Below are 25,866 nucleotides of genomic sequence, written 5' to 3'. Positions count from 1 at the left end.
GACTGCAAAAATGTCGAGCGACGTGCTGAACTACAACGAATCTTCTCCCGCGCCCCTGCATCAGGCGGGCCGCGCCGATACGACCGGCCATGCCGGCCACTCCAAGGTAGCCCCGGGCGAAATCGCCGTGGGGGTGATCATCGGCCGCGCATCGGAATATTTCGACTTCTTCGTCTACGGGATCGCCTCGGTCCTGGTCTTCCCCCAGGTATTCTTCCCCTACCTGCCGTCACTATACGGCACCTTGATGGCCTTCGCGCTGTTCTCGTTCGCCTTCATCGCCCGCCCGTTCGGCACTACGTTGTTCATGACGATCCAGCGCCACTGGGGCCGCGGCGTCAAGCTCACCGCCTCCCTGTTCCTGCTGGGCACGGCGACGGCCGGCATCGCATTCCTTCCGGGCTACGCCGAACTGCACGGCACCGCCATCGTCCTGCTGGCGGTGTTCCGGGCGCTGCAAGGGGTGGCCAACGGCGGCTCCTGGGACGGCCTGCCCTCGCTGCTGGCGCTGAACGCCCCGTCGCGCAAGCGCGGCTGGTATGCCATGGTGGGCCAATTGAGCGCCCCCATCGGGTTCCTGCTGGCCGGCGGCCTCTTCCTGTACCTGCACAGCACGCTGAGTACCGACGAATTCCTCGACTGGGGCTGGCGCTATCCGTTCTACGTGGCCTTCGCCATCAACGTGGTGGCGCTGTTCGCGCGCCTGCGCCTGGTCGTCACCGATGAATACACCCGCCTGCTCGAGGAAAAAGACCTCGAGCCCATAGGCACCCTGCACATGTTCAAGGCGCAGGGCTACAACATCTTCATCGGCGCCTTCGCCAGCCTGGCCAGCTACGCGCTGTTCCATATGGTTACGATATTCCCCCTGTCGTGGCTGTCCCTGCAGGCGACCCAATCGGTGAATTCCATCCTCGCGGTGGAAGTCGTCGGCGCCTGCCTGGCCATCCTGGGCATGATCGTCTCGGGCTGGCTGGCCGACCGGATCGGGCGCCGCACCACGCTGGGCCTGATGGCCTGCCTGATCGGCGTGTTCAGCCTGTGCGTGCCCTGGCTGCTGGGCGGCGGCACCAAAGAGCAGGACGCCTTCATCTTGATAGGCTTCACCCTGCTGGGCCTGTCCTACGGCCAGGCCGCCGGCACGGTGACCGCCAATTTCGGGCGCCAGTTCCGCTACACCGGCGCGGCGCTGACCTCCGACTTCGCCTGGCTGGTGGGCGCAGCCTTCGCGCCGCTGGTGGCGCTGGGGCTGTCGACCCTGTACGGCCTGGTTTCGGTCACCGCCTACCTGCTGTCCGGCGTGGTCTGCACCATGCTGGCGCTGTTCATCAACCGCACGCTGGAAACGCAGGACTGAAACCCGGTCTTTGGGGGGCCGCAAGCCGTGGCCTCGCCAGCCCTCGGGCCGCGGCGCACGCCCTGCCGGGCGCCTCAGGCCGCCGCGAACAGGATCGCAATATTGACCGCCAGGCTCAGCGTCCAGGCCAGCGAACGCAAGCTGCCGCGGCCGGCGATATACAGGGCCAGGTGCGCCACCCGCAACAGCAGCCACGCCAGCATCAGCAAGCCCAGGCGCGCCAGGTCCGCGTGGGCGTATAGCGCATACAGCACGGCTGCATAGAAAAACGGCAGGCCCTCGAACAGATTGGTCTGCGCGGCATTGGCCCGCGCCCGCCAGCCCTGCTGGCGCGCCAGCCACGGCCTGGGGTCATCGTTGTCGTACCCCTCGCCTCCCGCCTTGGCCAGCACCGCCGCCACGATAGGCAGCAGCGCGGCGACCAGCATCATCCAGGTGATGGCATCCATGATCGTCTCCGTTTCGGCGCCCGCCAGACCCAGGGCCGCCCCTGCGGGCCATTATAGGGCCCGGCATCGCCGGTATTCAGGGTAAACCACGAGGCCTCGCCCTTCACTCGGCGTCGACATGGCCGCACAATCAGGGGCAATCGCAGCAAACCCCGGAGCTCATCATGACACGCGCGCTAGCCATATCCGCCGTCCAGCAATTCTTCGACGCGGGAGGCTTCCGCGAAACCCTGGCGCGCCGCGTCGCCATCCCCACCGAAAGCCAGAACCCCGAGCGCGGCCCCGTGCTGGTGCAATATCTCGAAACCGAAATGCGCCCCGCGTTCGAATCCATGGGCTTCGAATGCCGCCTGCTCGAGCACGCCAAGGCGCGCGCGCCCTTCCTGTATGCCCAGCGCATCGAAGACCCGGCGCTCCCCACCGTGCTGGGCTATGGCCACGGCGACGTCATCCGCGGCCTGGACAAAGAATGGAAAGAAGGCCTCTCGCCCTGGACTCTCACGCCCGAGCAGGACCGCTGGTACGGCCGCGGCATCGCCGACAACAAGGGGCAGCACTCGGTCAACCTGCAGGCCCTGCAGGCCGTGCTCGGCCAGCGCGGACGGCTGGGCTTCAACGCCAAATACCTCATAGAAATGGGCGAGGAAACCGGCTCGCCCGGCCTGCGCGAACTCTGCGAAGAAAACCGCGAACTCTTCGCGGCCGACCTGTTGCTCGCCTCGGACGGCCCGCGCCTGAGCCCCGAGCGCCCCACCATCTTCCTGGGCTCGCGCGGCAGCATGAACTTCGATCTCGTCATCGAGGCGCGTGCCGGCGGCCACCATTCGGGCAACTGGGGCGGTTTGATATCCAATCCCGGCATCCAGCTGGCGCACGCCATCGCCAGCATCGTCTCGCCCACCGGCCAGATACGCATACCCGAATGGGTGCCTCCCGAACTGCCCGCCTCGGTACGCCGGGCCCTGGCCGACTGCGAGGTCGACGGCGGCCCCGACGGCCCGGAGATCGAGCCCGACTGGGGCGAACCGGGCCTGTCGCCGGCCGAGCGCGTGTTCGGCTGGTGTTCCTTCGAAGTGCTGGCCTTCAAGACCGGCAACCCCGAAACTCCCGTCAACGCCATCCCGCCGCGCGCCTGGGCGCGCTGCCAGTTGCGTTTCGTCGTGGGGGTGAAGGCGCAGGACATCCTGCCGGCGCTGCGCCGCCACCTGGATACCCACGGCTTTCCCATGGTGCAGATAACGCCGGCGCGCGACGTGCTGTTCCAGGCAACGCGCATCGACCCCGAAGACCCCTGGGTGCAATGGGCCGCCGACTCCATCGCCCGCAGCAGCGGCAAGAAGCCGGCCATCCTGCCCAATCTGGGCGGCTCGCTGCCCAACGACATATTCACCGACGTGCTGGGGCTGCGCACCGTCTGGGTGCCGCATTCCTACCCCGGCTGTTCGCAGCACGCGCCCAACGAACACCTGCCCTCGGCGCTGCTGCGCGAAGGCCTGGGCATCATGGCCGGGCTGTACTGGGATCTGGGCGAAGGCGGTACGCCGAAACGCTAGGCAGCCGATGCAGGCTTGGCCGAGTACAACTGAGTAATGTACGACTTGTTGTGCGGGCCGCCATCCACCGTAAGAGCCACCCCGTTCACATAAGAGGCGCGCGCAGAAGACAAAAAGAGAATCACATCCGCGATGTCTTCCGGAGCGCCCCAGCTTTGGCCGGACGCCACGGAAATTTCCTCAAGACCTTGTCGGATATCGGCGGTGGCCTGCGGGTCGAGCTCCTTGCTCATGGCTTGCGTTTCCCACATGCGCAGCCGGTCTTCGGACTTCACGACCCCCGGCACGACACAGTTGACGCGAATGCCGTGCTCCGCCAGTTCGGTCGCAAGATCTATCGAGAACCGCACTTCGGCGGCCTTTGCCGGCCCGGTACAACTGGAACCCGGAGGGAAATTTCCGCGTATCGCGGTTCGCCCGGACACATTGATGACAACGCCCCGGGACTTGCGCAACAAGGGCAAAGCCCGCTGTGTCACGCGAAACTGGGCAAAAAAATTGATCGCCATCCCGTTCAGCAGATCATCGTCGCTGACATCGGCAAATGGCTTGTAGATACCGGTTCCGGCATTATTGACCAGGACATCGAGCCGGCCATGCCTGTCCGCAATATGCTCGATCAAGCGGCCGACATCGGCAGGCTCGGTCACATCGACGGGAACCGCATCGATCCGGATTCCGCAGGCCTGCCTGACACTTTCAACCGCAGCGGCCAAGCGGCCCTGGTCCCTGGCACAGATCAGCACGCGTGCGCCTTCCCCTGCATATGCGCGTGCTGTTGCCAGGCCTATGCCCCGGCTGCCGCCGGTGATGCAAACCACCTTTCCCTCTAAACCCAGATTCATGGATCAATATCCTTTTGATATACACAACACACCCGAGCGGGTGGAATCGACGCAGGATTTATTCGCTGCCGCTACATAAACGGAACACAGGCACCATTTGCCCGCTTTCCTGGGCCGGAACGAATGCGGCCTGCACGGCGGCTCCGATGCGCAGGCCGCCAAAATCACAGTCGACGATATTGGTCAACATGGTCGGCCCCTCATCGAGCGAGACGTAGGCGCAAGCAAACGGAATCCTGGCCCTGCGCATGACACTGAAGGTATAGATGACACCACGGCCACTGGCCTGCCGCCAGGAAGTGGATGTGCTGTCGCAAAAGGGGCAGACGGCACGCGGATACCAATGAGACCTGCCGCAGGATTCGCAATGGCGCAGCAATAAGCGGCCATCCTGGGCAGCCGTCCAGAACTCCTGGGTTTCGCAATTGGGCGTCGGCGCTGGAATCGGCCGCGGCTGATACGAATCTGCCATCATTCCCTCTCCATGATCAGGGTGGCGCTTCCATGCCGGGTCGCCAATTGGCCCCCGGTCCCTTGTGCCAGCGCCAATCTGCAATCCGGCACCTGAACGGCAGCATGCGCCTCGCCCCGCAACTGGCGTACCGCCTCGATGATTTTCGTCATGCCGCCCCGGTTGCCGGGGTGATTGCTGCATAGTCCCCCTCCATCGGTGTTGAATGGCAGCCGCCCTACTCCGGCTATGAGATTGCCATCCGCCACGAACCGCCCGCCTTCGCCTTTGGCGCAAAAACCCAAGTCTTCAAGCTGCATCAATACTGTGATCGTGAAACTGTCATAAATGGACGCGTACTGGATATCCGCCGGCGTGACGCCCGCCTCCGCGAAAGCCTGTGCGCCCGCTCGCGCCGCTCCGGAGCATGTCAGATCGAAATACCCGCCGCCGAGATGCCCGATGGTCTCGCCTGCTCCGAGCAATTTGACCCTGGGCCTCGACAGGCTGCGGGCTATCTCGGGGCGCGCCAGCACCAGCGCCCCTCCCCCATCGGTAATGACGCAGCAATCCAGTCTATGCAAGGGGTCCGCGACCATGGGCGATTCGAGGACTTCTTCGACTGTCACCACTTTCCTGAACATGGCATCCGGATTGTGGCTCGCGTGATGGGACGCAGCCACTCGTATCCAGGCCAATTGCTCGCTTGTCGTCCCGTATTCGTGCATGTGCCGCAACGCGCACATGGCGTAGCCGTTGACGTTGCTCAGTCCATAGGGGTATTCCCATTGATAATCAGGTTGCGCGGGATTGCGCGTCTTGGGTTGCAAGCCCGTCGCAACCCCCTCGCTGCGCGGCCTTCCCGCCAACGCAATCAAGGCGATATTGCATTTTCCCGCCGCTATCGCCTGGGCCGCATGGTTGACTAGCGCCAGATACGAAGCTCCCCCTATATCGGTCGAATCCGCCACCTTGACGTCGAGGTTCAGGTATTCCGCCATGGAAGTGGGGCCCATGCCCGGCGCATCCCCCGAGCAGAAGTATCCGTCGACATCCTTGCGACTCAGGCCCGCGTCACGCAAAGCGCACAGGGACACTTCGGCATGCAACTGCGCCAGGGATTTATCCGGAGCATGCCGCAAGGGGTGCTCGTACGCACCCACGATATAGGCTTTTCCTTTGATGCTCATATGCGTACCTTTCGCATTCATGCCCCGCTGCGCAGGACTGCGCGGGCCTTGCCGCTCATCACCGTTCGGCCGTCCGACACCGCCAGCAATTCCATGTGCAGCGTACGTCCGTCCACTTGCACGACTGTCGATGAAAGATCGACGACATCGCCCGCTTTCAGCGGCGCCAGGAAGCGGGCCGAGATTTCATCCACATCCGCCAGTTCCCGCACATGCTCGTTCACGCAGCTTGCAGCAAACCCCATGGTCAGCATGCCGTGAACCACCACGCCGCCAAGCCCTGCCTGCATGGCAAAAGGATGGTCGAAATGTATGCGGTTGAAATCCCCCGAAGCGCCAGCGTACTTGACGAGCTGCGTGGTCGAGATCGGCCCTCTTCGGATCTCGTGGCGAGATCCGGGCTTCATTGCGAGTTCGATGCGGTCATGATCCTGCATTGCTGCCATCCCTCATATGTCAAATCCGATTCAGCGTGCACCGAGCTTGCCGGCGCTTCGATAAACCACCACCCGGCCATTGCTCACGACCAACGCGCCGCTGCGGTCCGTGGCCTGCATTTCCTGCACGAGCAACTGCATGGTGCCGCTGCGCCCCGACTTCTCTTCCACACGCAGCAGGCATAGCCGGCAGTCCAGGACATCGCCCGCGACCACCCGCCTGGCATAACGGAAATATTGCTCACCGGCCAGGATCCGCCCCTCGTCCAGACCCGCCAGCCAGGGCTGGCGCCGCGGCGGACGAAAGCTCGCCGGAAACGTCAGCGGTGCGACCAGGCCCATGTAGCCCCTGCTGCGGGCAAGGCTTTCGTCGAACGACAACGGATCGGTATCGCCTATGGCCTCGGCAAAAACACGTATGGCCCCCTTTTCAATCTCTACCACGAAAGGCTCGGTCGCCTTTCCTATCCATGAAAGATCAACTTCCATACATACTCCCTTGCGCAGCCCGTCCCGGGCCGGACTGATCCTTGCGGCCGGCCGCGTCATCCAGAACGATCAAGGCATCCAGCGCAACCAGCCGGCCGCTGCGCTTGTCCAATGCCAATGGATTGATGTCGACTTCCTTCAGTATTTCCGCATTGGCATGCGCGAACTCGCTGAGCATGACCAGCAGTTGCGCCAGCTCCTCTTTATCCACGGGCCGCTGCCCGCGCACGCCATCCAGTAGCCGAGAAGCGCGCAATTCCGCCATCATGGACAAGGCGTCTTCGCGGCCGATAGGGGCTTTGCGTATCGCCACATCCTGCAAGACCTCCACAAATACCCCTCCGATTCCGAGCAAGACTACAGGCCCGAATTCCACATCCCTGTGCACCCCGACAATAAGCTCGGTGCCGACATCCACCATGGGCTGAACCAGCACCTTTCCCTTGCCCGGGGCAATCTCCCGCATGCGCTGTTCGAGCCGGCCGTATGCGTCACGCAGCGCCGCCTCGTCCCGGATGTTCAGGAATACCGCTCCGACATCCGTCTTATGAGGTATATCCGGATGATCCGCCTTCAGTACCAGGGGATAGCCGAGGCTTCCGGCGGCTGCCAGCGCTTCGTCCATACTGCCGGCAAGCTGTTGGCCAGTGAAAGGAAAGCCCAGTTCACCCAATACGAGCCTGCTTTGGGATTCGGACAAGCTCGCCTTCGACACGCTCGCGAAATTTTGCAGTGCCTGGGCAGCCAGTCTCGACCGGGCCTCGTCTATACACGTCGATTCGTGCTCGGCGTGCTGCGTGCTCATGCTGGAGTAATACGAATCCAGCACACGCAGCGCCTCCGCCGTACGGGCGGGCGTGCGAAACACCGGGATGTCGCTCTGTGCGAGCAAGCGCTTCGCCTCGCCCTCGAAATCCCCGCCAGCCCACAGCACGATCACTATTTTTTTAGACCGGCGCGCGATATCGATGAAGTCCCGCACGGCCGGCTCGTAGGAGCGGGCCACAGTGATGATGGGGACCACTACATGAATGGATGGGTCTGCGAGCAAGACCTCGACACAGCGCCCCCAAAAGCCGTCATCCCCTATGGTTCGGGCGGTCGTGTCCAAGGGGTTCTGGAAATTCCCCTCGAACCCGAGTTCACGCGCAACAGCCGCCAGAGTCTCGGTCGAGAATTCGGGAAAACTCAATCCGGCCAGGGAGCCGTGGTCCGCGAACAGGCCTATATGTCCGCCCGATATGGAGACCGCCGCGCAGTGCTTGCCGGGTTGCCAATCCTGGGCCAGTTTGCCACTGTGGCGCAGCTTTCCCAGCATGGAGGCCAATTCATAGAAATCGTCTATATCGTTGGCGCATACCGCAGCATACTGGCGGCAGGCCGCCTCGAAGACTTCTACGGACCCCGCCAAGGCGCCGGTATGGGATGCCGCCATGACCTTGCCCAATTCCGTTCTGCCGGACTTGAGTATCACTACCGGCTTGCGCGCCTGCCTGGCGGCCCGGAGCACACCGATGAACCCATCTATATCGCGTACGGCCTCCACGGTCATTGCCAGCACATCCGTATGCTCGTCCGAAACCAGGAACCGGGCAATCTCCATGGTGTTCAGATCGGCCTCGTTGCCGGTGGTCACAATGTGGCTGAATGCGATGCCCGCCTCCAGAGCAGCGTGCAATATGCTGGCCAGGCCCAAACCCCCGCTCTGGGATACGAGGCCGATGCGGCCCTGCGGAATGTCCGGCCAGCTCATGGCGGCCGCAGAGGAAATACATACACGCGCCACCAGATTGGCAAAGCCGATGCAGTTCGGCCCCAGCACCCGTATTCCCGCCTTGCTCGCAAGCCTCAGCATGTTTTCCTGCAGAGCGACACCGCCGTCGTCTCCCTGCTCGGCAAAGCCCGCGCTACATACCACCAGCAACTTCACACACTTCTGCGCGCACTGAGCTATAGCCGCTTCTATGTGCTCGGCCGCCAGCGCGAAGACCACACAATCGACATCGCCCGGCACGTCCAGGAGCCTGCCATAGCAGGGCAGGCCTGCGATGTGCGTACGAGCGGGATTGATCGGATAAATGGCGCCTCCGAAACCCTGCCGCAGCAGAGTGGGTACGATTTTCCCGCTGAATCGTTCGGGGTTTGCCGAGGCGCCCAGGACAGCGACCGATCGCGGGGAAAACAGTTCGGCCAGAGACCCGGGGCCATCCGCCGCAACAGGCCGGTTTCCTGCCGCACAACCATCAGTATTAATCGCCTTCACGTTCACGGCGCTCAATCCTTGTTTCCCACCGATTGCAGTTCCGACCCGAACGTGGGGCGAAACAACTCCCGGATCTTCTGCAGCGTCCAGCCGCCGAACGAATAGGCTTCCACGGTTTCGCGGGGGTGTGTCCACAGTGAAAGTTTGTCGCCGCCGATGCCGATTACCTGGCCGTTGACCCATTGCGCCTCTTCGCTTGCCAAGTAAAGGACGGCGGGAGCCACTTGCGCGGGCGAGCCGCGCAGAACCACCGAAGAATCGCTCCAGGAAGCATCTTTCTTCCGGCGTACGGCGTCCGGGACGCTGTCGGTCATGCCCGTTACGGCACGCGGACTGATGGCATTGACCGTGATTCCGTATTTTTCGACCTCCCGGGACATGGTGCGGGTCAAGCCCAATACACCGGCTTTCGCGGCGGCATAATTGGCCTGCCCTATACTGCCGCGCAACCCGGAACGAGATGAAATATTGATGATCCGCCCTGGCTTGCCCGAGCGGCGCATATGACGCACCGCCGCCCTGGCGCAGGCAAAAGTGCCTTTGAGGCAGACCGCGATCACCTGGTCCCATTCCGCTTCGCTCATATTGAAGCTCATTCGGTCGCGCAGTATCCCGGCGTTATTGACGAGTATGTCTACTCCTCCATATGCCTGGACAGCCGCCTCCATCAATGCTTCGGCGCCATCGAAACTCGAAATATCGGAATGCTCGCCTATCGCTTGCAGCCCTTCCTCGGAAAGAAGGCGCGCAACCTCGTCGGCGTTGGCGCCATTGATGTCATTGACGACGACACGGGCGCCTTCGGCGGCCAGGGCTCGGGCAAGTGCAGCGCCGATCCCCTGCCCCGCCCCCGTCACCACCGCCACTTTGTTTTCCAACAACATGGTCAATTCCTTTAGTTAGAAAGAAATGTATGTATTCGCGCAAGCTCTGCATATGGCACCGGCATCGATACCGCTGCGAGATCACTGCGGCTGTATGTGCAAGGTATGGATGATCTTGCCGAACCGCTGGATCTCGTTGGTGATGAATGTGTGCAGTTGCGCCGGCGACATGGCGCTGGCTTCGGCTCCCATGGTGGCCAGGCTCTTTTTCACGCTGCTTTCCTGCAAAGTCTTGCGCACTGCATCGTTGAGTACGTCGATGCGATGCTCCGGGGTGCCCGAGCGTGCCATGAGTGCATACCATTGTGAAAATTCCACGCCCTTGACGCCCGCCTGCGCCATGGTGGGTACATCCGGCAGCGACGACAGCCGCGAGGGATTGGCAACCGCCAGAATCTTGATCTTGCCGGACTTCAGCATGGGCGTGGCCGACGCCACTCCCACGAAGGCCATGGATACCTGGCCTCCCATGGTGTCGGTTACCGCTGGGGCGTCCCCCTTGTAGGGAGCATGGATCATGTCGATCCCGGTCGCCATCTTGAATGCTTCGCCGGCCAGGTGCCCGGTGCCCCCGACCCCACTGCTGCCGAAGGACAGCTTCCCAGGGTGCGCCTTGCCGTATGCCAGCAGTTCTTTGATGCTATTGATGTGCAAAGACGAATTCACGATCAGTACGATAGGCACCATCCCGACCATCGCCACCGGCGAAAAATCCTTCAAGGCATCGTATGGGGCTTTGGGATATAGCGTCGGATTCGTTCCATGCGTGGCACTATTGCCCATGAGCAAGGTGTAGCCGTCCGGGGCCGATTTGGCGACAAAGCCGCCCCCGACCATGCCATTGGCGCCTGCCCGGTTTTCCACTACCGCACTCACTTTCAGTTGCTCGGACAGCCCCTTGGCCATCAAACGCGTCAGGAAATCGTTTGCGCCGCCTGCGGCATATGGAGACACCAATTGAATGGCGTGATCCGGATATTTCGCCAGTGCGGGGTTGGACCCGAACAGCGTTGCGCATACAGAAAGACCAAGTATTGCCGCGTATTTCAATAAAATCTTCACTGCCGTCTCCTTTGGGCAAAAATACGTCCTTGGGCGTACGACGCTAGGTCGTCGACCAATCGAATGTTTATCGGGAATCGGCAGGAGTCTTGCGTACCTGCATCCCTTGGGACGTTAGTATGCGCAAGCGAAAAATGCGGGGCTTGTACGATCTTGCGTGTGGCAGGCGCGTGCGGCGGACGCGACGAATGCGCGCTATTGCGCGAGGAGCTGCCCCCGGATCAATGGCTCAATAAAGAAACGTAGCTGCGTGGAGGAACTCCCACGATGCGCCGGAAATGCCGGGTAAAGTGGCTTTGGTCGAAGAAGCCTGTTTCAAGCGCGGCATCGATCACCGACATGCCGCCCAGCAGCAATTGCTTGGCCCTGTCGATACGGCGCTGTGTCTGGAAGGCATGCGGAGGCATGCCTACTTTGTGGGCAAATACGCGATTCAGATGAAATGGACTGACTTCGGCGATCCCGGCGAGGTCTTCAAGAGAAATGTTTTCCGCGTAATGCGCTTCCAGGTAATCGAGAACCGCCTGTATCCGGGCCCCGCTGCATTGCACGTTCTCGCAAGGCCTGCCGAGCGAGCCGAACCGCAGTATCAGCGCCCCCAAGACAGAAATGAAACGAGACTCTTGCTCTAGAGAAAAGTTGTCCGCATCCGCCGAGGCATGCATCTGCAGGAAACTACCGATAAATGCCCGATCTTCGATGACCAGCTTATCGAACGTAGGATATTCGTCCGTGCCTTCGGCAAGCATGCGAGCCGCCCGGCGCATTTTTTCCGGATCGATGAATAGCAGTCTGGAGATGGCCTGCCTGCAGCGCACGCTCGTCTTGGGGGAGCTGTGCACCTGGCCGGGATGAAACAATATGATGTTGCCGGGAGCTGCAAGCCAGGTCTTGCCTTCGCACAGATATTCCCCGGGATCGCGGGTGGTAACCCCGACCTGGTAAGCATCGTGAGCGTGCCTGGGAATGACGTGCGGCTGTCCTCGATGAGTCTCGAACACCACACCTTCATGCAGCCAGCCCCTGATCTGGCTGCGGCCGACATCGGCAAGTTCTACAGTATTCATAATGGGTCGAGCGGCGCATGCCGCTAGTCTCCAGCCGCGTACCGCACAATAAATATGTCCCACCCCTAAAATAATTATGCAGTAAAGGGCCTGAGGCAATCAAGCATGGACGTGCGTATGCAGACAAAGCGAGGGCAAACGGGCACTCGATACGGCACAGGCTGTCGCCCGCCATACTCTCGCCCAAAACGGTTATGCAGCCGTTTGCGCTATCGGCCATATCCAGCACCGATGCCCGGCCATGCTTTCGCAATCATTCAGGGAATCATCATTCATGCGCACCTCGACTTTCGGCTCTACCGGCAGATCCGTTTCCATCATAGGCCAAGGCACCTGGTATATCGATGAGGGCCATCGCGCTCGGGCTGTGGACGCGCTGCGGCGCGGGCTCGACCTGGGCATGAATCACATAGACACGGCCGAGATGTATGGCGACGGAGCGGCCGAGCGCGTCGTGGGCGAAGCCGTGCGCGGGCGGCGCGACGAGGTGTTCCTGGTGTCGAAAGTGCTGCCGCAGCATGCGTCCCGCAAGGGCACGCTCAACGCCTGCGAACGGTCGCTGAAGGCGCTGGGCACCGACCGCCTGGATTGCTATCTGCTGCATTGGCGCGGCAGCCATCCGCTGGAAGAGACCTTCGCCGCTTTCGACGCGCTGCAGCGCGACGGCAAGATACTGTCCTATGGGGCCAGCAACTTCGACGTGGCTGACCTGGAAGAAGCGCTGGCGGTGGCCGGGCCGGGACGGCTGGCCTGCAACCAGGTGCTATACCACTTGCAGGAACGCGCCATAGAGCACGCCGTCATACCCTGGTGCGAACGCCACGAGGTGGCCGTGGTGGCCTACAGCCCGTTCGGGCACAATGATTTTCCCGAGCCCGACAGCGTCGGCGGCAGGCTCCTGGCAGAAATAGCCGAGGCTCGCGGCGCCACGCCGCGCCAGGTCGCGCTGGCCTTCCTGACACGCAAGCCGGGCCTGTATGCGATCCCCAAGGCTTCGACCGCCGCGCATGCGCAGGACAATGCCGGCGCCGGCGGCCTGGTCTTGTCCGACACGGAGCTTGCCCGCATCGACAGCGCCTTCCCGCGCGGGCCCGAGCCGAATTACCTGCCTATGATCTGAGGGCCGGCCGAAGATCGGCCGCCTCGGCTTCGGGCTGGCCTGCGCCGCCCCACTTCAGCAAGCGCGTCGCCTGCGCAGCATTCACCGCGCCGGGAGGAATCCTGCCCTGGAAGATCGCCTCGACCTGGGCCACTGTCTCCAGGGCCTGGTGCTCGATGGCCCCCGGAGTGAGGCCGCCCACATGAGGCGTTGCGATGACTCGCGGATGGCGGGCCAGTTCGGGCGTGGGCATCTGGTCCGCGGCGCGGCCTACGTCCAGGGCGCAACCGGCCAGGTGGCCCGAATCGAGCGCCGCCAGCAGCGCCTGCTCGTCCACCAGCTCGCCGCGCGACGCATTGATGAAATACGAACCCGGCCGCAAGGCGGCGAAAGCGCGCACGTCCATCAGGTTCTCGGTCTGGGCGTTGGCGGCGGCCAGGCAGACGACGAAATCCGCCGCGGCCAGGAGCGCCGGCAAGTCGACCGAACGCACACCATGCCCGGACACCTCGACATGCGGATCGGAAACCAGCACCCGCATGCCCAGGGCCGCGCCCAGCTCGCCGAGGCGGCGCGCAATACGCCCGTATCCGATGATGCCCAGCGTCGCGCCGCACAGCTCGCGGCCCATCACGGGCTCGGGCCGCCGCCCGCGATGGTAGGCGCTCGCATAGACGGTAGTCGAGCGCGCCAGGTCCAGCATGGCGCCCAGCACCCATTCCGCCACCGCGGGCACGAAGCCGGCGCTGGCCTGCGTGACGAGCACGCCGTGTTCTCCGGCGGCCGCCACGTTGACGGTGCGTATGTCGACAGCGCAGCGCAGAAACGCGGCCAGCCTCGGCAAGCCCGCAAACAGTTCGCGCGGCGCGGGCGTCTGCCTGTAGGCGATGATGGCATCGCTATCCGCCGCGGCCTCGATCAGTTCCGGTGTGGAGAGCTCGCGGTCCTCGGGATTGAAGCGGGCCTCGGCCACGGCGGCCAGCGCCGCCACGGCCTTGTCGCCGAAATAATCCTCGAGCCGGCCGCGGGGATGGGTGACGAATACGCGCTGCTTCATGTGCTTCATATACTGCCTTCTACTTTGTATTGCTCTTTGCCGCAGCGCCTCGCGGGGATGCCGCGCTCTTGCGGCGCGCGCCGCGCGGTGCGGCGACGGACTCGCGTTCGATCAGCCTGACATCGGTAAAGACGGTCTCGGCCGGCTGGTCGCCCGGCGTCGCGCCGCCTATGACCCGGTCAACCAGCGCGGCCGCCATCGCGGTAACGGGAAATTCGATAGTGCTCAGCCCTGGATTGGACATCGCCGAAAGGAACAGGCCGTCCATGCCGATCACGGACACGTCTTGCGGCACGCGCAGGCCCGACTCATGCAGCCCCGCCATCACGCCCAGGGCCATCAAGTCGTTGAGCGCCACGATGCCGGTCGGCCTGTCGGGCTCGCCGGACAGCTGGCGCGCGCAGGACGCGCCGATCTCGCCGATGGCGGAATCGCCATACTGGTGCACGGGCCCCGCGTCGACGACGCGGCTGGTGGCGCGCAGCCCCGCTTCGTCCACCGCCTGCCAGAATCCCTGGATCTTGTCCTTGCGGCTCATGGTCACGCCGGAAACGGTGACGAAGGCCAAGTGCCGATGGCCATGCTCGATGAGATGGCGGGTGGCCATTCGCGCGGCCAGCACGCTGTCGACGGTAACGTGATCGACGCCGGGGCGGTCGCCGGGCACGGCGCGGCGGTCATAGCTGACCACGGTCATGCCGCGCTCGGCCGCCAGTTCCAGGTGGCGCTCGTCTTCCAGGGACGAGACGACTATGGCGCTGCGCACGCCGTGGGCCAGCAGGTCCTGGAAGAACGCGGCCTCCTTGTCCCGATCGCGGTAGGCATTGCAGATCAGCACGCGGTAGCCATGCTGCAAGGCGTGGCGCTCGATCTCGCAAGCGATGTAGCCGAACATGGGGTTGGCGATGGAAGGAATCAGCAAGCCGATGAAAGAGGAATGCCCGGTCTTGAGCTGGCGCGCCACGGTGCTCGGCCCATATTTCAGCTCGGCGATCGCGGCTCGCACCCTTTCCAGGGTCTCGGGGCGCATCTGCCCGGCGCGCCCGTTCAGCACATTGGATACCGTGCTGGCGGAAACGCCGGCATGCCGGGCGACATCGTGTATGGTGCTCATGAGCTACATGCCGAAATGGCGCGGCAGCCATTCGGAAAAAGATGGGACGAATATCAATAATACAAGGGCGGCCGCAAGCACTGCCAAGTACTTCAGCATGGGCCGCGCCACGCGTCCGACCTCGGTGCCGGTGATGGCGCAAGTGGCGAACAGCCCCAGCCCCACGGGCGGCAGGAACAGGCCGAAGCCCATTGCCAGCACGATCACGGTGCCGAAATGCAGGGGGTTGATGCCCAGTTGCGTGGCCAGGGGCGTCAGCAGCGGGCCGAAGATGATGAGCGCCGGCGCCCCTTCAAGTACCGAGCCGAACACCACCATCAGCAGCACCGACAACAACAAGAAGCCGTTGGGGCCGTAATGGTGGGCAAAGGCCAGCATGGTGCCGGAAAGCATGGCCGGTATCTGCTCGATCGTCAGCGCGAACGACACACTGGAGGCCGCCGCCACGATGAACAAGATGCCGCCGGCCATGGACGCGCCGCGCACGAACACATCGACGGTCGCGCGCAGCGACATCTCGCGAAATGCCAGGCTGCCGGCCAACAGCGCATAGACCACGGCGAACGCCGACACCTCGGTGGAAGTGGCTATGCCAGAGGTCACGCCCTTGCCTATCATCATGATCATGATGAACGCCACGAGCGCGCCGCCCAGCAATGGCAGCAGCGCGCGGCGCTTGCCCAGGGCGTCATGCACATTAATCTTGCGCCCGAATATCACGGCCATCACGGCCAGCGAAACGGCCAGCACCAGCGCCGGCACCAGCCCCGCCAGGAACAGCCCGGCGATGGAGATATTGGCGACGAAGCCCATGATGATCATGTTCACGCAGGGAGGGATGGTCTCGGCCATGACCGCGCTGCATGCCAGCAGCGCGGCCGCCTCGTCCGGATCCTGGCGGCTCTGGCGCACCGCGGGCATCACCACGCCGCCCACCGCGGCGATGTCGGCCAGCTTCGAGCCCGACACGCCCGAGAAGAACGCCGTGGCGGTGATGATGATCAGGCCCAGGCCGCCGCGCACCCTGCCGAACATGCGCAGCAGCAATTCGATCAGGCGCGAGGACATGCCGTTGGATTCCATCAGCAGTCCCGCCAGCACGAAGAACGGAATGGCCAGCAGCACGAAGTTGTCGACCCCGGCCATGACCTGCTGCGAATAGACCAGCATGGGCAGCGAGGGATTGGCCAGGAAGAACAGCAGCGAGCAAAAAGCCAGCACGAAGCCGATCGGCACGCCCAGCAGCAAGCCTGCGACAAAGCCCAGCGCCAGCAGCGCGCCGGGCGGTATGGCCATATCGGGCAGGAAGATATTCCACGCCAGTACGGCAGCGGCGACGGCCACGCACCATCCCAGCGACTCCAGCACCACGCGGCGCGTGCCGGCAAGCGCATTGACCAGCGCGAATATCGTCATGAACGCGCTGCCCAGCAACATCGGGTAGGTATTGATCCACCCCGGCAGGCCGCTGGGCGTCATCTGCTCGTACGAATCCAGCAACAGCTCGAAGGACGATACGCACAAACATACCGACACTCCGGCGATGATCCAGTGGGTCGCATGGGTGGCGACGGCTTGCCAGCGCCGCGGCAGCATGCCGCGAAACAAATCGATGCCGATGTGGCCGCTACGCCCGAGCACAGTGGCCGCGCCGAAGAACACCAGCACGATCATCAGCGCCTCGGCGACCTCCTCGGCCCAATCGAAGGGGTCGTGCAGGAAATAGCGGTAGATCACCGATATGAAAACCACCAGCACGTCGGCGGCCAGCACCGCCGCGGACAGGTATTCGACCAGGCGCATCAAGGCTTCGACCCAGCGGTCCGGAGCGCCTCCGGTCCTGGCCAAGCCCTGGGAGGCGCCGGCGCCGCTTGCGGCCGCGGACGCCTGCGCGCCTTGCCGCAGTTGTCCGGATTGCCGGGACTGCGTGCGTTGTGCCGCGCTACCGCCGGGCGTCGTCCGCGCGGCCGCCCGGCTCGGGGCTGGAACGGTAGCCATGGCTTAGCTCTTGGCGGCCGCCGCGATATCGGCGAACAGCGGCGCAGTGACGGGATATTTGGCCGCGAAGCTACGGTATGCGGTGTCCTGCAACTTGCCGTGCACCAGGTCGCGCTCGGTCTGCGCCATGGGATAGAAGCTCATGCCGTGCTGCTTGAGCGCTTCGTTGGCCGCCTGCTCTTTGTGCGCGGCGATGGGACGCTGCTGCTCGGTGGCGTCCTGGGCCGCCTTCATGAAGGCGCTCTTCAGCTCGGCGGGAATCTTCGCCAGGCCGCGCTTGCCCATTACGGCCACCATAGGGCCGAAGGCATGCTGGGTCTGCCAGCAGGATTTGACGACTTCGTAGAACTTGCTGGCCAGCACGGTGGCCGAATCGTGTTCCAGGCCTTCCACCACGCCCGTCTGCACCGCCATGTAGATTTCGCCGAACGAGATGGGCGTAGGCACGGCGCCCATGGCCTTGAAGGTTTCTATGTATGCCGGCGCGGGCAGCACGCGCAGCTTCACACCCTTGATTTCAGCCAGCGAATGCACCGGTTTCTTGGTGTAGACATTGCGCCCGCCGAACTGCGGCGCCCAGGCCAGGATGCTGCAGCCGGAATGCCGCTGCAACAGCTCGTTCAGCTTGGACCCGGCCGGGCCGCTCAAGGCCCGGTGCACATGATCGAAGCCGGTGAACAGATAGCCCAGGTCCAGCATGCCCAGTTCCGGCGCCACGGTGGCCCAGATCGATGCGCCCGAGACCATCATGTCGGTCGAGCCGATCTTGACCTGCTGCACCACGTCGCTTTCCTTGCCCAACTGGCCGTTGGGGAAGTAGTCCAGCTTGATGGCGTCGCCCACCGCGCCCTTGAGATTGGCCGCGAAATGCTCGTACCAGACATGCAGGGACGCATTGTCGTTGGTCGGCATCGACGAGGCCACGCGCAAGGCGATAGGCCCCTTGGCGCGCACCAGCGCGGGTACGCCCGCCATTGCGGCAAGCATGGCGGAAGAACGAAGAAATTGCCGGCGGGACAATGCGGTCATGATGAGTCTCCTTGAATGTCGAGTATCCGGATAGCCAGGTGGCAACGCCTGCAGCCAAGACCGGCGCACCAGCGGTTTTCTGCGCGGCCCAGGCAGGCGTGCAACGCCGGGCCGGGCATGCTGCTTTGCCCATCCGGCCGAGCCGGCTGCGGCATATAGCTGTATCGATTTAGTGTATCGATATACTAAACCGATACAGTTGACAGAAAAATAAGGGTAATCCCGAGAAAGTCGGGCAGGTGGCAGGTGGCAGGTGGCAGGTGGCAGGTGGCAGGTGGCAGGTGGCAGGCGTCGCGGGCCGGCGCCTCGAGCTTGCGTACTGCAGGCCCCTGCGGAAAGCCGCGCGGGGTCTTAGTATGCCCCGACGCGGTGGCGCGCCACGAAATGGCCTGGCGCCACCTGCACCAGCGGATCGATCCTGGGTTCGTCGCCGATGCTGCGCACGGGGCTGGGGATTTCGTCCACCAGCAGGGAATGCGCGCGATGACGGCGCGCGGGGTCGGCGATGGGCACCGCGGCCATCAGCTTCTTCGTGTATGCATGCTGGGGATCCTCGAAAACCGCGCGGCGGGGGCCGATCTCGACCACCTGCCCCAGGTACATCACCACGACGCGGTGGCTGATGCGTTCGACCACCGCCATGTCGTGCGAGATGAAGAGAATCGACAGGCCCAGCTCGCGCTGCAGGTCGAGCAGCAAATTGACGATCTGCGCCTGTATGGACACGTCCAGGGCCGAGACCGATTCGTCGGCGATGATGATGCGCGGATTCAGGGCCAGCGCGCGGGCGATGCAGACGCGCTGCCGCTGGCCGCCGGAGAATTCATGCGGGTAGCGGTCCGCCATGTCGGCCGACAGGCCGCACTTCTGCATCAGCCACTCGACGCGTTCCTGCGCCTTGCGGCCGCGCGCCACGCCGTGGATCAGCAGGGGTTCCATGATGGAATAGCCGATGGTGGCGCGCGGATCGAGCGAGGCAAAGGGATCCTGGAATATGAACTGGATATTGCGCCGCAAGGCTTGCATGCGGCCGCCGCGCAGCAGGCCTATGTCCTGCCCCTCGAACAGGATCTTGCCCGCTCGCGGCATCTCCAGGCGCGCCAGCGAGCGGCCGGTGGTGGTCTTGCCGCAACCGGATTCGCCCACCAGGGCCAATGTTTCACCGGCGTACAGGTCGAAGCTGACCTGCTCTACCGCGTGCACGCGCCGCGTCACCCGGCCGAACAGGCCGCCGGCTATGTCGAAGCGCGTGGTCAGGCCCTGTACCTGCAGCACCGGCGGCTGCTCGTAGCGCGCCGTCGCGGCCATGGTCTCCGTAGCCGCGGTCTCCGCAGCCGCGATATCCGCGGTCCGCTCGTCCAGCAGCTCGAAGGGCGCGGGCTGGTCCAGGCCCTTCATGGAGCCCAGCCTGGGCACCGCGGACAACAGCGCGCGGGTATACCAGTGCCGCGGCCGCCCGAACACCGGCGCGGAATCGCCCTCTTCCACCTTTTCGCCGCGGTACATCACCATGACGCGGTCGGCCACCTCGGCCACCACGCCCATGTCGTGGGTGATGAAGATCACCCCCATGTCCATGTCGCGCTGCAGTTCGCGGATCAGTTGCAGGATCTGCGCCTGGATGGTGACGTCCAGCGCCGTGGTCGGTTCGTCGGCGACCAGCACCTGCGGCCGGCACGACAGCGCCATGGCGATCATGATGCGCTGGCGCATGCCGCCCGAGAGCTGGTGCGGATAGCGATCGCGCAAGCCGCGCGCATCGGGGATGCGCACGGTTTCCAACAGGCGCAGCGTTTCGGCGCGCGCCGCTTGCGCGTCCATGCCCTGGTGCAGGCGCAGGGCCTCGGCAATCTGATTGCCCACGGTGAAGCTGGGGTTCAGCGAGGTCATGGGCTCCTGGAAGATCATGGCAATGTCGGCGCCGCGCAGGGTGCGCATGACGGTCTCGGGCGCATCGGCCACGTCAACCACCTCGCCAGTGCGCCGGCGCAGCAGCAGCCTGCCGCCGGTGATGCGTCCGCGGCCGAACTCCACCAGGCGCATCAAGGCCAGCGTGGTCACCGATTTGCCGGAACCCGATTCGCCGACGATGGCCAGCGTCTCGCCGCGGCCGAGATGGAAAGACACATCGCGCACCGCGTGGACTTCGCGTTCCGGCGTCTTGAAGGAAACCGACAAGCCGTCGACCTGGACCACGCGCCCTGCATCCATATCCGCCATCGTCAGCCCTCCTGGCGCGGATCCAGCGCATCGCGCAAGCCGTCGCCCAGCAGATTGAAGCCGAATACCACCAGGAAAATCGCGCAGCCCGGAAACACGGACATCCAGGGCGCCTGGGTCATGAAATTCTTGGCCGTGTTGAGCATCGAGCCCCAGGACGGGTCGGGCGGCTGCAGGCCCAGGCCCAGGAACGACAGGCTGGCCTCGGCAATGATGGCCTTGGCGATCTGTATGGTCGCCTGCACGATCAGCGCCGGCATGATGTTGGGCAGCACATGGCGCAGGATGATGCGGCGGTCGGACGCCCCCAGCGAACGCGTGCTCTGCACGTAGTCTTCGTTCTTTACCGCCAGCACCTGGCCGCGCGCGAGCCGTATGAACAGCGGCGCGGCCGAGACCCCGATGGCGATCATGGCATTGATGAGGCTGGGGCCCAGGAAGGCGGCCAGCGCGATGGCCAGGATCAGGAACGGAATCGAGAACAAGGCCTCGGTGACGCGCGAAATGCAGCCATCGAGCAAGCCGCCGAAATAGCCCGCCAGCAGGCCCAGCGGCACGCCGACCAGCAGCGCGATCAGGACCGAGCACATGCCCGCCAATAGCGATGCGCGCGCCCCATAGACCATGCGGCTGAAAATGTCGCGGCCGAGCTCGTCGGTGCCGAACCAATGCGCCGCGGACGGCGCCTTGCGGATCGCGGTGAAGCTGACATGCAGCGGGTCCTGGCCGGCGATGAGCGGCGCGCACACCGCCACCACGACGAAGAACAGGACGATGGCCGCCCCCAGCATGGCGGAGCGATTGCGGCGGAACTTGGCCCAGGCGCGGCTGCGGCGGCGCGGCGCGGCGCCCGCGGCGGGAACGGTGGCGGTGGAAGCGGTCATGCGTTCCTCAGGCGGGGGTTGACCAGGATGTACAGCACATCGGCGAGCAAGGTCAGCACGATGAAGCCCGTGGCGATGCACAACACCACGCCCTGCACCACGGCGTAGTCGCGGTTGAATACGGCGTCCACCAGCAGCTTGCCGAAACCTGGTATGCCGAAGATCTGCTCGGTCAGCACGGCGCCCGCCAACAGCTCGCCGAACAGGATGGTGACCAGGGTGACGATGGGCATCAGCGCGTTGCGCAAGGCATGGCGCAGCACCACCGACCATTCCGGCGCCCCCTTGGCGCGCGCGGTGCGCACGTAGTCGGCGCTGAGCGCCTCGAGCATGGAAGAACGGGTATGCCGCATCAGGTAGGCGCTGATGACGGCGGCCAGCACCAGCGCGGGCATCAGCGAAGTCTTGAGGGAAAGCCAGAAGTCCTGCGTGATCGGCACGAAGCCCGAGGCGGGCAACAGCCGCCAGTGCACCGACACCAGCATGATGAGCAGGATGCCGAGCCAGAAATTCGGTATCGACATCCCCGACAAGGCAAGCAGATTGGCGCCGAACTCCGTACGCGTGCCCTTCTTGACGGCCGCCAGTATGCCCAGCGGTATGCCGCTCAGGATCGCGAACAGCATGGCCATCACCGATAGCTGTATGGTCACGGGCAGTTTCTGCGCCACCAGTGTGGTGACAGGGATATCGGTGCGCAGCGAAACGCCCAGGTCGCCGTGGGCCACCCGGCGCACCCAGGCCAGGTATTGCTGCGGCAGCGGATCGTTGAGGTGGTACTTTTCCCTCAGGTAATTGAGGACCGCGGGATCGCGCTCTTCGCCGGCCATGGCCAGCACCGGGTCGCCGGGCAGGATCTTCTGCAAGCTGAAGATCATCATGGAAACCAGGATCAGCGTAGGGATCGCCACGATCACGCGGCGCACTATCATTTTGAACATCCGGGGACTCCAGCTACATGGCCCCGCCCCCACCCGCGCCTATGCCGCGGCGAACCTTGGCGGAGGGCGCGAATGCGGGGCCGGCCCGCGCATGGATCCATGCACGGGCCGGCCGAAAAGGGCGCTGTGGTTTGCTCGGTCCGCAAGCCTGGATCAGGGCGCTATTGGAACGATACGCTAGCTCTTGGACAGCGTCACGCCGCGCAAGCGGATCATGCCGTCCGGATACGGCGTGAATCCCTGCACCTGCTTGCGTGTAGCGAAAGGCCAGGGCATGTAATAAATGTACAGGCTGGGCAGCTCGTCCTGCAGGATGGCCTGCGCCTTGTCGTAGATGGCCTTGCGGCCGGCCACGTCGGGTACTGTGCGGGCTTCCTTCAAGAGCTTGTCGACCTCGGGATTGCAGTACTTGCCGTCGTTCAAGGCCCCCTTGCAGGTGACGAAATTGAAGATGTTGCCGTCGGGGTCCACCCGCCCCGACCAGCCGCGCAAGTCGATCTGGAAATTGCCCTTGGAATCCTCGGCCAGCATGGCTGCGTATTCGGTGGGGCGCAGGCTCAACTGAAAGCCCGCCTGGGCGGCCATGGCCTGCACCATTTCCGCGGTCGAGGACGTGATCGTGTTGTTGCCGAAATCGAGTTCGGCCTTGACCACCGGCATGCCGGCCTGCTTGAGCAAGGCCTTGGCCTTGGCGATGTCGGGCTTGACGATAGGGAATTTGTCGCTGTGATAGGGACTGGCCAGCGGGAACGGCTGCTGCGCCGGCGTGAAAGTGCCGTCGCCTATGACCTGGTTGATGGCGTCGCGATCTATGGTCAGTTGGAAAGCCTGGCGCACCAGCTTGTTGGCAAACGGGTTGGTCTTGGCCTTGGGGCCATTGCCGACGTTGAACATGAATTGCTGGAAGCCCAGGCCCGTCACCGGCTTGAACGCCAGGCTGGGATCGCTCTTGACCGTCTTGATGTCCGACGGATTGAGGCGCTCGAGAATGTCGATCCCGCCCGAGCGCAGGTTCTGCAGACGCACCGTGGTGTCGGGAATCGGCAGGAACACCACCTGGTCGAAGTGGAAATCCTTGGCGTCGTAGTATTTGTCGAACTTCTTGAGCACGATGCGGTCGTTCTGCACCCGCTTCACGAATTCATAGGGGCCGGAACACACCGGATGGCGGGCAACCGCGCCGGCGTCTTCGGCATTGCCGAAACTCTTGGGCGAAATCATCATGCCGGCGCGGTCCGACAGTTGCGCCAGCAGGGTCGCATCGGGCTGCTTGACCTTGATGACCAGCGTAGTGGGATCGGGCGCATCGACCTCCGCGATGGACGCCAATTCGGAGCGGCGCTGGCTGCCCTTGAGCGTCATGTCGCGATCGAGATTGGCCTTGGCCGCGGCGGCGTCGAAGTGCGAGCCGTCATGAAACAGCACATCGTCGCGCAGCTTCATTGTGAGGGTCTTGTTGTCGGGGCTCCAGGACCACGACTTCGCCAGTTGCGGAACGAACTGCAGCTTGGCGTCGATGTCGACCAGCTTGTCGCACAACGAAGTGAACACGATGCGCGACACGTATGTGCGTGCGCGCGCCGGATCGAGTGTGTCGGGGTCTTCCTGCAGGCCGATGCGCAGGGTCTGCGCAACACTGCAGGCGCTCGCCGCGCCCAGCAGCACACCCAGAACGATCTTCTTCATAGCGTAGTCTCCTCCAGTATTATTTTCGCGGCCTCCTGGGCCTGTTCAAACCAAGCAGATAAGAAAAAGGTCCGCTTTTTGCCGCGGCGGGCCTTCATGCCCGGGTCGAGGATTTGTCGCACGAACCATCAACCCGGAGTGCCAGCCGGCCCGCCGTCAGAAGCCGGCGGCCAGCCCGTCGCGCCGGCTGTCGCTGGCGGCCACGTAGCCATGATCGGGCTCGTCCGACAGCCGCCAGATGAACTGGCCGGAGCCGAAATCCATGTACGGATCGTAGATCGATTTCATCTTGTGGCCCAGGTTTTTCAGGCCCTGCACCGTTTCGGGGTTCATATTGGGTTCGATGTCGAGCGTGAAGTCGCGGTTGACCTTCCAGCGCGGCGCGTCGCAGGCGGCTTGCGGCTGCTGGTGGTAGTCGAGCATGCGCACCAGGGTCTGCAGGTGGCCCTGCGGCTGGATGTCGCCGCCCATGACGCCGAAGCTCATGACGGGACGGCCGTCGCGCGTGAGGAAGCCCGGAATGATGGTGTGGAACGGGCGCTTGCCGGCCCCGACCACATTGGGAGAGGCCGGGTCCATGGAAAAGCCCACGCCGCGGTTTTGCAGGCTGATGCCGGTATCGGGCACCACCACGCCGGAGCCGAACCCCATGTAGTTGGACTGTATGAAAGAGATCATCATGCCGTGCTCGTCGGCCGCCGACAAATATATTGTGCCGCCCGAATGGGGCCGGCCGGCCTGGAAATCGCCGGCGCGATCCAGGCGGATCAGCTTGGCGCGGCTTTGCAGATAGGCGTCGTCCAGCATCTGGGCCGGCGTGACTTCCATGCTGCGCGGGTCCGACACGTAGCGGTACAGATCGGCGAAGGCCAGTTTCATGGCCTCGATCTGCACATGCTGCGAAACCACCGAATCGACCGGCATGTTGCGCAGGTCGAAGTGCTCTACCATGCCCAGGGCCATCAGGGCGGCGATCCCCTGCCCGTTGGGCGGGATTTCATGCACCGTGTAGCCGCGGTAATTCTTGGCTATGGGCTCGACCCACTCGGGACTGTAGCCGCGCAAATCGTCCAGCGTGAACGAGCCGCCGGTCTCGCGGCTGAACGCCACGATCTTCTCAGCCAGCTCGCCCTCGTAGAAATCGCGGCCGCGGCTTTGCGCGATGCGCCGCAAGGTATAGGCCGCGCCGGGCATGCGGAACAACTCGCCGATACGCGGCGCACGGCCATTGGGCATGAAGGTCTGGGCATAGCCGGGCTGGCTGTGCAGTTCTTCGGCCGCGGTGGCCCACTTGCCCGCCACGATGGGCGGCACGGCATAGCCGCGCTCGGCGATCTCGATGGCCGGCTCGAACAATTCCTCGAAGGGCAGCTTGCCGAATTTGTCGTGCAGCGCCGCCCAGCCCGCCACCACGCCGGGAACAGTGACCGTGTCCCAGCCGCGCTTGGGCTGGATCGCCAGGCCATTGCCGTCGACGCCGTATTTGCGCTTGTAGTATTCGACATTCCAGGCCGCCGGCGCCGTGCCGGAGGAATTCAGCCCGTGCAGCTTCTTGCCGTCCCACAAAATGGCGAAGCAGTCCCCGCCGATGCCGCAGGACACGGGCTCGACCAGCACGATGGTGGCGGCCGCCGCGAGCGCCGCGTCCACCGCGTTGCCGCCGCGCAGCAGCATGCGCATGCCCGCCTGCGCGGCCAACGGATGAGAAGTCGACACCACATTGCGGGCGAAAACCGGCGTACGCGTCGTCGGGTAGGGGTTGGTCCAGTCGAAGAGTTCCATGTGTCAGCC

22 protein-coding genes are annotated in these 25,866 nt (G+C 64.0%); 3 read left to right on the top strand and 19 right to left on the bottom strand.

The window, feature by feature from the left end; translation table 11 throughout:
- The first annotated feature begins 10 nt into the window (after window positions 1–10).
- Window positions 11–1,357, top strand: a complete 1,347-nt coding sequence (locus KVP10_RS13105) for an MFS transporter (RefSeq protein ID WP_217965059.1) — start codon at window positions 11–13, stop codon at window positions 1,355–1,357.
- A 74-nt stretch (window positions 1,358–1,431) separates the two neighbouring features.
- Here the strand turns inward: KVP10_RS13105 and KVP10_RS13100 are convergent, their stop codons facing one another.
- Complete coding sequence (locus KVP10_RS13100; RefSeq protein ID WP_217965058.1) at window positions 1,432–1,806, bottom strand: MAPEG family protein; 375 nt, start codon at window positions 1,804–1,806, stop codon at window positions 1,432–1,434.
- A 164-nt stretch (window positions 1,807–1,970) separates the two neighbouring features.
- Between KVP10_RS13100 and KVP10_RS13095 the strand changes: the two genes are divergently transcribed.
- Window positions 1,971–3,359, top strand: coding sequence for a M20 family metallopeptidase (locus tag KVP10_RS13095; RefSeq protein ID WP_217965057.1), 1,389 nt, complete (start codon window positions 1,971–1,973; stop codon window positions 3,357–3,359).
- Here the strand turns inward: KVP10_RS13095 and KVP10_RS13090 are convergent.
- The 9 genes from KVP10_RS13090 to KVP10_RS13055 all read right to left on the bottom strand — a co-directional run bounded on the left by KVP10_RS13090 (window position 3,356) and on the right by KVP10_RS13055 (window position 11,981).
- On the bottom strand, window positions 3,356–4,204 hold the full coding sequence (locus KVP10_RS13090; RefSeq protein WP_217965056.1) for an SDR family NAD(P)-dependent oxidoreductase: 849 nt from the start codon (window positions 4,202–4,204) through the stop codon (window positions 3,356–3,358). The genes KVP10_RS13095 and KVP10_RS13090 overlap by 4 nt on opposite strands.
- A gap of 58 nt (window positions 4,205–4,262) precedes the next feature.
- The gene (locus tag KVP10_RS13085) at window positions 4,263–4,679 is read right to left on the bottom strand and encodes a Zn-ribbon domain-containing OB-fold protein (RefSeq protein ID WP_343218736.1); all 417 of its coding nucleotides are present in this window, start codon (window positions 4,677–4,679) and stop codon (window positions 4,263–4,265) included.
- Window positions 4,676–5,845 carry a thiolase domain-containing protein gene (locus tag KVP10_RS13080; protein WP_217965055.1) on the bottom strand — a complete coding sequence of 390 codons (1,170 nt, stop codon included), beginning with the start codon at window positions 5,843–5,845 and terminating at the stop codon, window positions 4,676–4,678. The genes KVP10_RS13085 and KVP10_RS13080 overlap by 4 nt, the downstream gene beginning before the upstream one ends.
- Before the next feature lie 17 nt (window positions 5,846–5,862).
- Entirely contained in the window at window positions 5,863–6,282 is a 420-nt protein-coding gene (locus KVP10_RS13075; RefSeq protein WP_217965054.1) for a MaoC/PaaZ C-terminal domain-containing protein, read from the bottom strand.
- Between the two features lie 30 nt (window positions 6,283–6,312).
- Window positions 6,313–6,771 (bottom strand): FAS1-like dehydratase domain-containing protein, encoded by a 459-nt coding sequence (locus KVP10_RS13070; protein WP_217965053.1) that lies wholly within the window; start codon window positions 6,769–6,771, stop codon window positions 6,313–6,315.
- Complete coding sequence (locus KVP10_RS13065; protein WP_343218742.1) at window positions 6,761–9,034, bottom strand: acetate--CoA ligase family protein; 2,274 nt, start codon at window positions 9,032–9,034, stop codon at window positions 6,761–6,763. The genes KVP10_RS13070 and KVP10_RS13065 overlap by 11 nt, the downstream gene beginning before the upstream one ends.
- An 11-nt stretch (window positions 9,035–9,045) precedes the next feature.
- The gene (locus tag KVP10_RS21335) at window positions 9,046–9,900 is read right to left on the bottom strand and encodes an SDR family NAD(P)-dependent oxidoreductase (protein WP_343218735.1); all 855 of its coding nucleotides are present in this window, start codon (window positions 9,898–9,900) and stop codon (window positions 9,046–9,048) included.
- 99 nt (window positions 9,901–9,999) lie between these two features.
- Entirely contained in the window at window positions 10,000–10,980 is a 981-nt protein-coding gene (locus tag KVP10_RS13060) for a Bug family tripartite tricarboxylate transporter substrate binding protein (protein WP_343218734.1), read from the bottom strand.
- Between the two features lie 221 nt (window positions 10,981–11,201).
- The gene (locus tag KVP10_RS13055) at window positions 11,202–11,981 is read right to left on the bottom strand and encodes an AraC family transcriptional regulator (protein WP_217965051.1); all 780 of its coding nucleotides are present in this window, start codon (window positions 11,979–11,981) and stop codon (window positions 11,202–11,204) included.
- A gap of 340 nt (window positions 11,982–12,321) precedes the next feature.
- Here KVP10_RS13055 and KVP10_RS13050 point away from each other — a divergent pair, with 340 nt between their 5' ends.
- On the top strand, window positions 12,322–13,167 hold the full coding sequence (locus KVP10_RS13050) for an aldo/keto reductase (protein WP_217965050.1): 846 nt from the start codon (window positions 12,322–12,324) through the stop codon (window positions 13,165–13,167).
- Here KVP10_RS13050 and KVP10_RS13045 read toward each other — a convergent pair.
- The 9 genes from KVP10_RS13045 to KVP10_RS13005 form a co-directional block, all read right to left on the bottom strand.
- Window positions 13,157–14,212, bottom strand: coding sequence for an NAD(P)-dependent oxidoreductase (locus KVP10_RS13045; RefSeq protein WP_246600648.1), 1,056 nt, complete (start codon window positions 14,210–14,212; stop codon window positions 13,157–13,159). The two genes, KVP10_RS13050 and KVP10_RS13045, sit on opposite strands and share 11 nt — an antisense overlap.
- Window positions 14,213–14,222: 10 nt before the next feature.
- Window positions 14,223–15,317, bottom strand: a complete 1,095-nt coding sequence (locus KVP10_RS13040) for a LacI family DNA-binding transcriptional regulator (RefSeq protein ID WP_217965049.1) — start codon at window positions 15,315–15,317, stop codon at window positions 14,223–14,225.
- A gap of 3 nt (window positions 15,318–15,320) precedes the next feature.
- Window positions 15,321–17,120 (bottom strand): TRAP transporter large permease, encoded by a 1,800-nt coding sequence (locus KVP10_RS13035; RefSeq protein ID WP_246600670.1) that lies wholly within the window; start codon window positions 17,118–17,120, stop codon window positions 15,321–15,323.
- Between the two features lie 198 nt (window positions 17,121–17,318).
- The gene (locus tag KVP10_RS13030) at window positions 17,319–18,344 is read right to left on the bottom strand and encodes a TRAP transporter substrate-binding protein (RefSeq protein WP_217965047.1); all 1,026 of its coding nucleotides are present in this window, start codon (window positions 18,342–18,344) and stop codon (window positions 17,319–17,321) included.
- 351 nt (window positions 18,345–18,695) lie between these two features.
- Window positions 18,696–20,555 carry a dipeptide ABC transporter ATP-binding protein gene (locus KVP10_RS13025; RefSeq protein ID WP_217965244.1) on the bottom strand — a complete coding sequence of 620 codons (1,860 nt, stop codon included), beginning with the start codon at window positions 20,553–20,555 and terminating at the stop codon, window positions 18,696–18,698.
- A gap of 11 nt (window positions 20,556–20,566) precedes the next feature.
- Complete coding sequence (locus KVP10_RS13020) at window positions 20,567–21,448, bottom strand: ABC transporter permease (protein ID WP_217965046.1); 882 nt, start codon at window positions 21,446–21,448, stop codon at window positions 20,567–20,569.
- Window positions 21,445–22,389 carry an ABC transporter permease gene (locus KVP10_RS13015; RefSeq protein WP_217965045.1) on the bottom strand — a complete coding sequence of 315 codons (945 nt, stop codon included), beginning with the start codon at window positions 22,387–22,389 and terminating at the stop codon, window positions 21,445–21,447. The genes KVP10_RS13020 and KVP10_RS13015 overlap by 4 nt, the downstream gene beginning before the upstream one ends.
- Before the next feature lie 177 nt (window positions 22,390–22,566).
- Window positions 22,567–24,075: an ABC transporter substrate-binding protein gene (locus tag KVP10_RS13010; RefSeq protein WP_217965044.1), complete on the bottom strand. Its 1,509-nt coding sequence runs from the start codon at window positions 24,073–24,075 to the stop codon at window positions 22,567–22,569.
- Between the two features lie 156 nt (window positions 24,076–24,231).
- A complete protein-coding gene (locus KVP10_RS13005; protein ID WP_217965043.1) occupies window positions 24,232–25,857 on the bottom strand; it encodes a gamma-glutamyltransferase family protein in 1,626 nt (541 codons plus the stop codon).
- Between the last annotated feature and the right edge of the window lie 9 nt (window positions 25,858–25,866).

Source organism: Candidimonas humi (assembly GCF_019166065.1).
In the GTDB taxonomy this organism is placed as follows: Bacteria; Pseudomonadota; Gammaproteobacteria; order Burkholderiales; family Burkholderiaceae_B; genus Candidimonas; species Candidimonas humi.
Note: the sequence above shows the minus strand (reverse complement) of the source record. Positions and strands in the feature narration are given on the sequence as shown.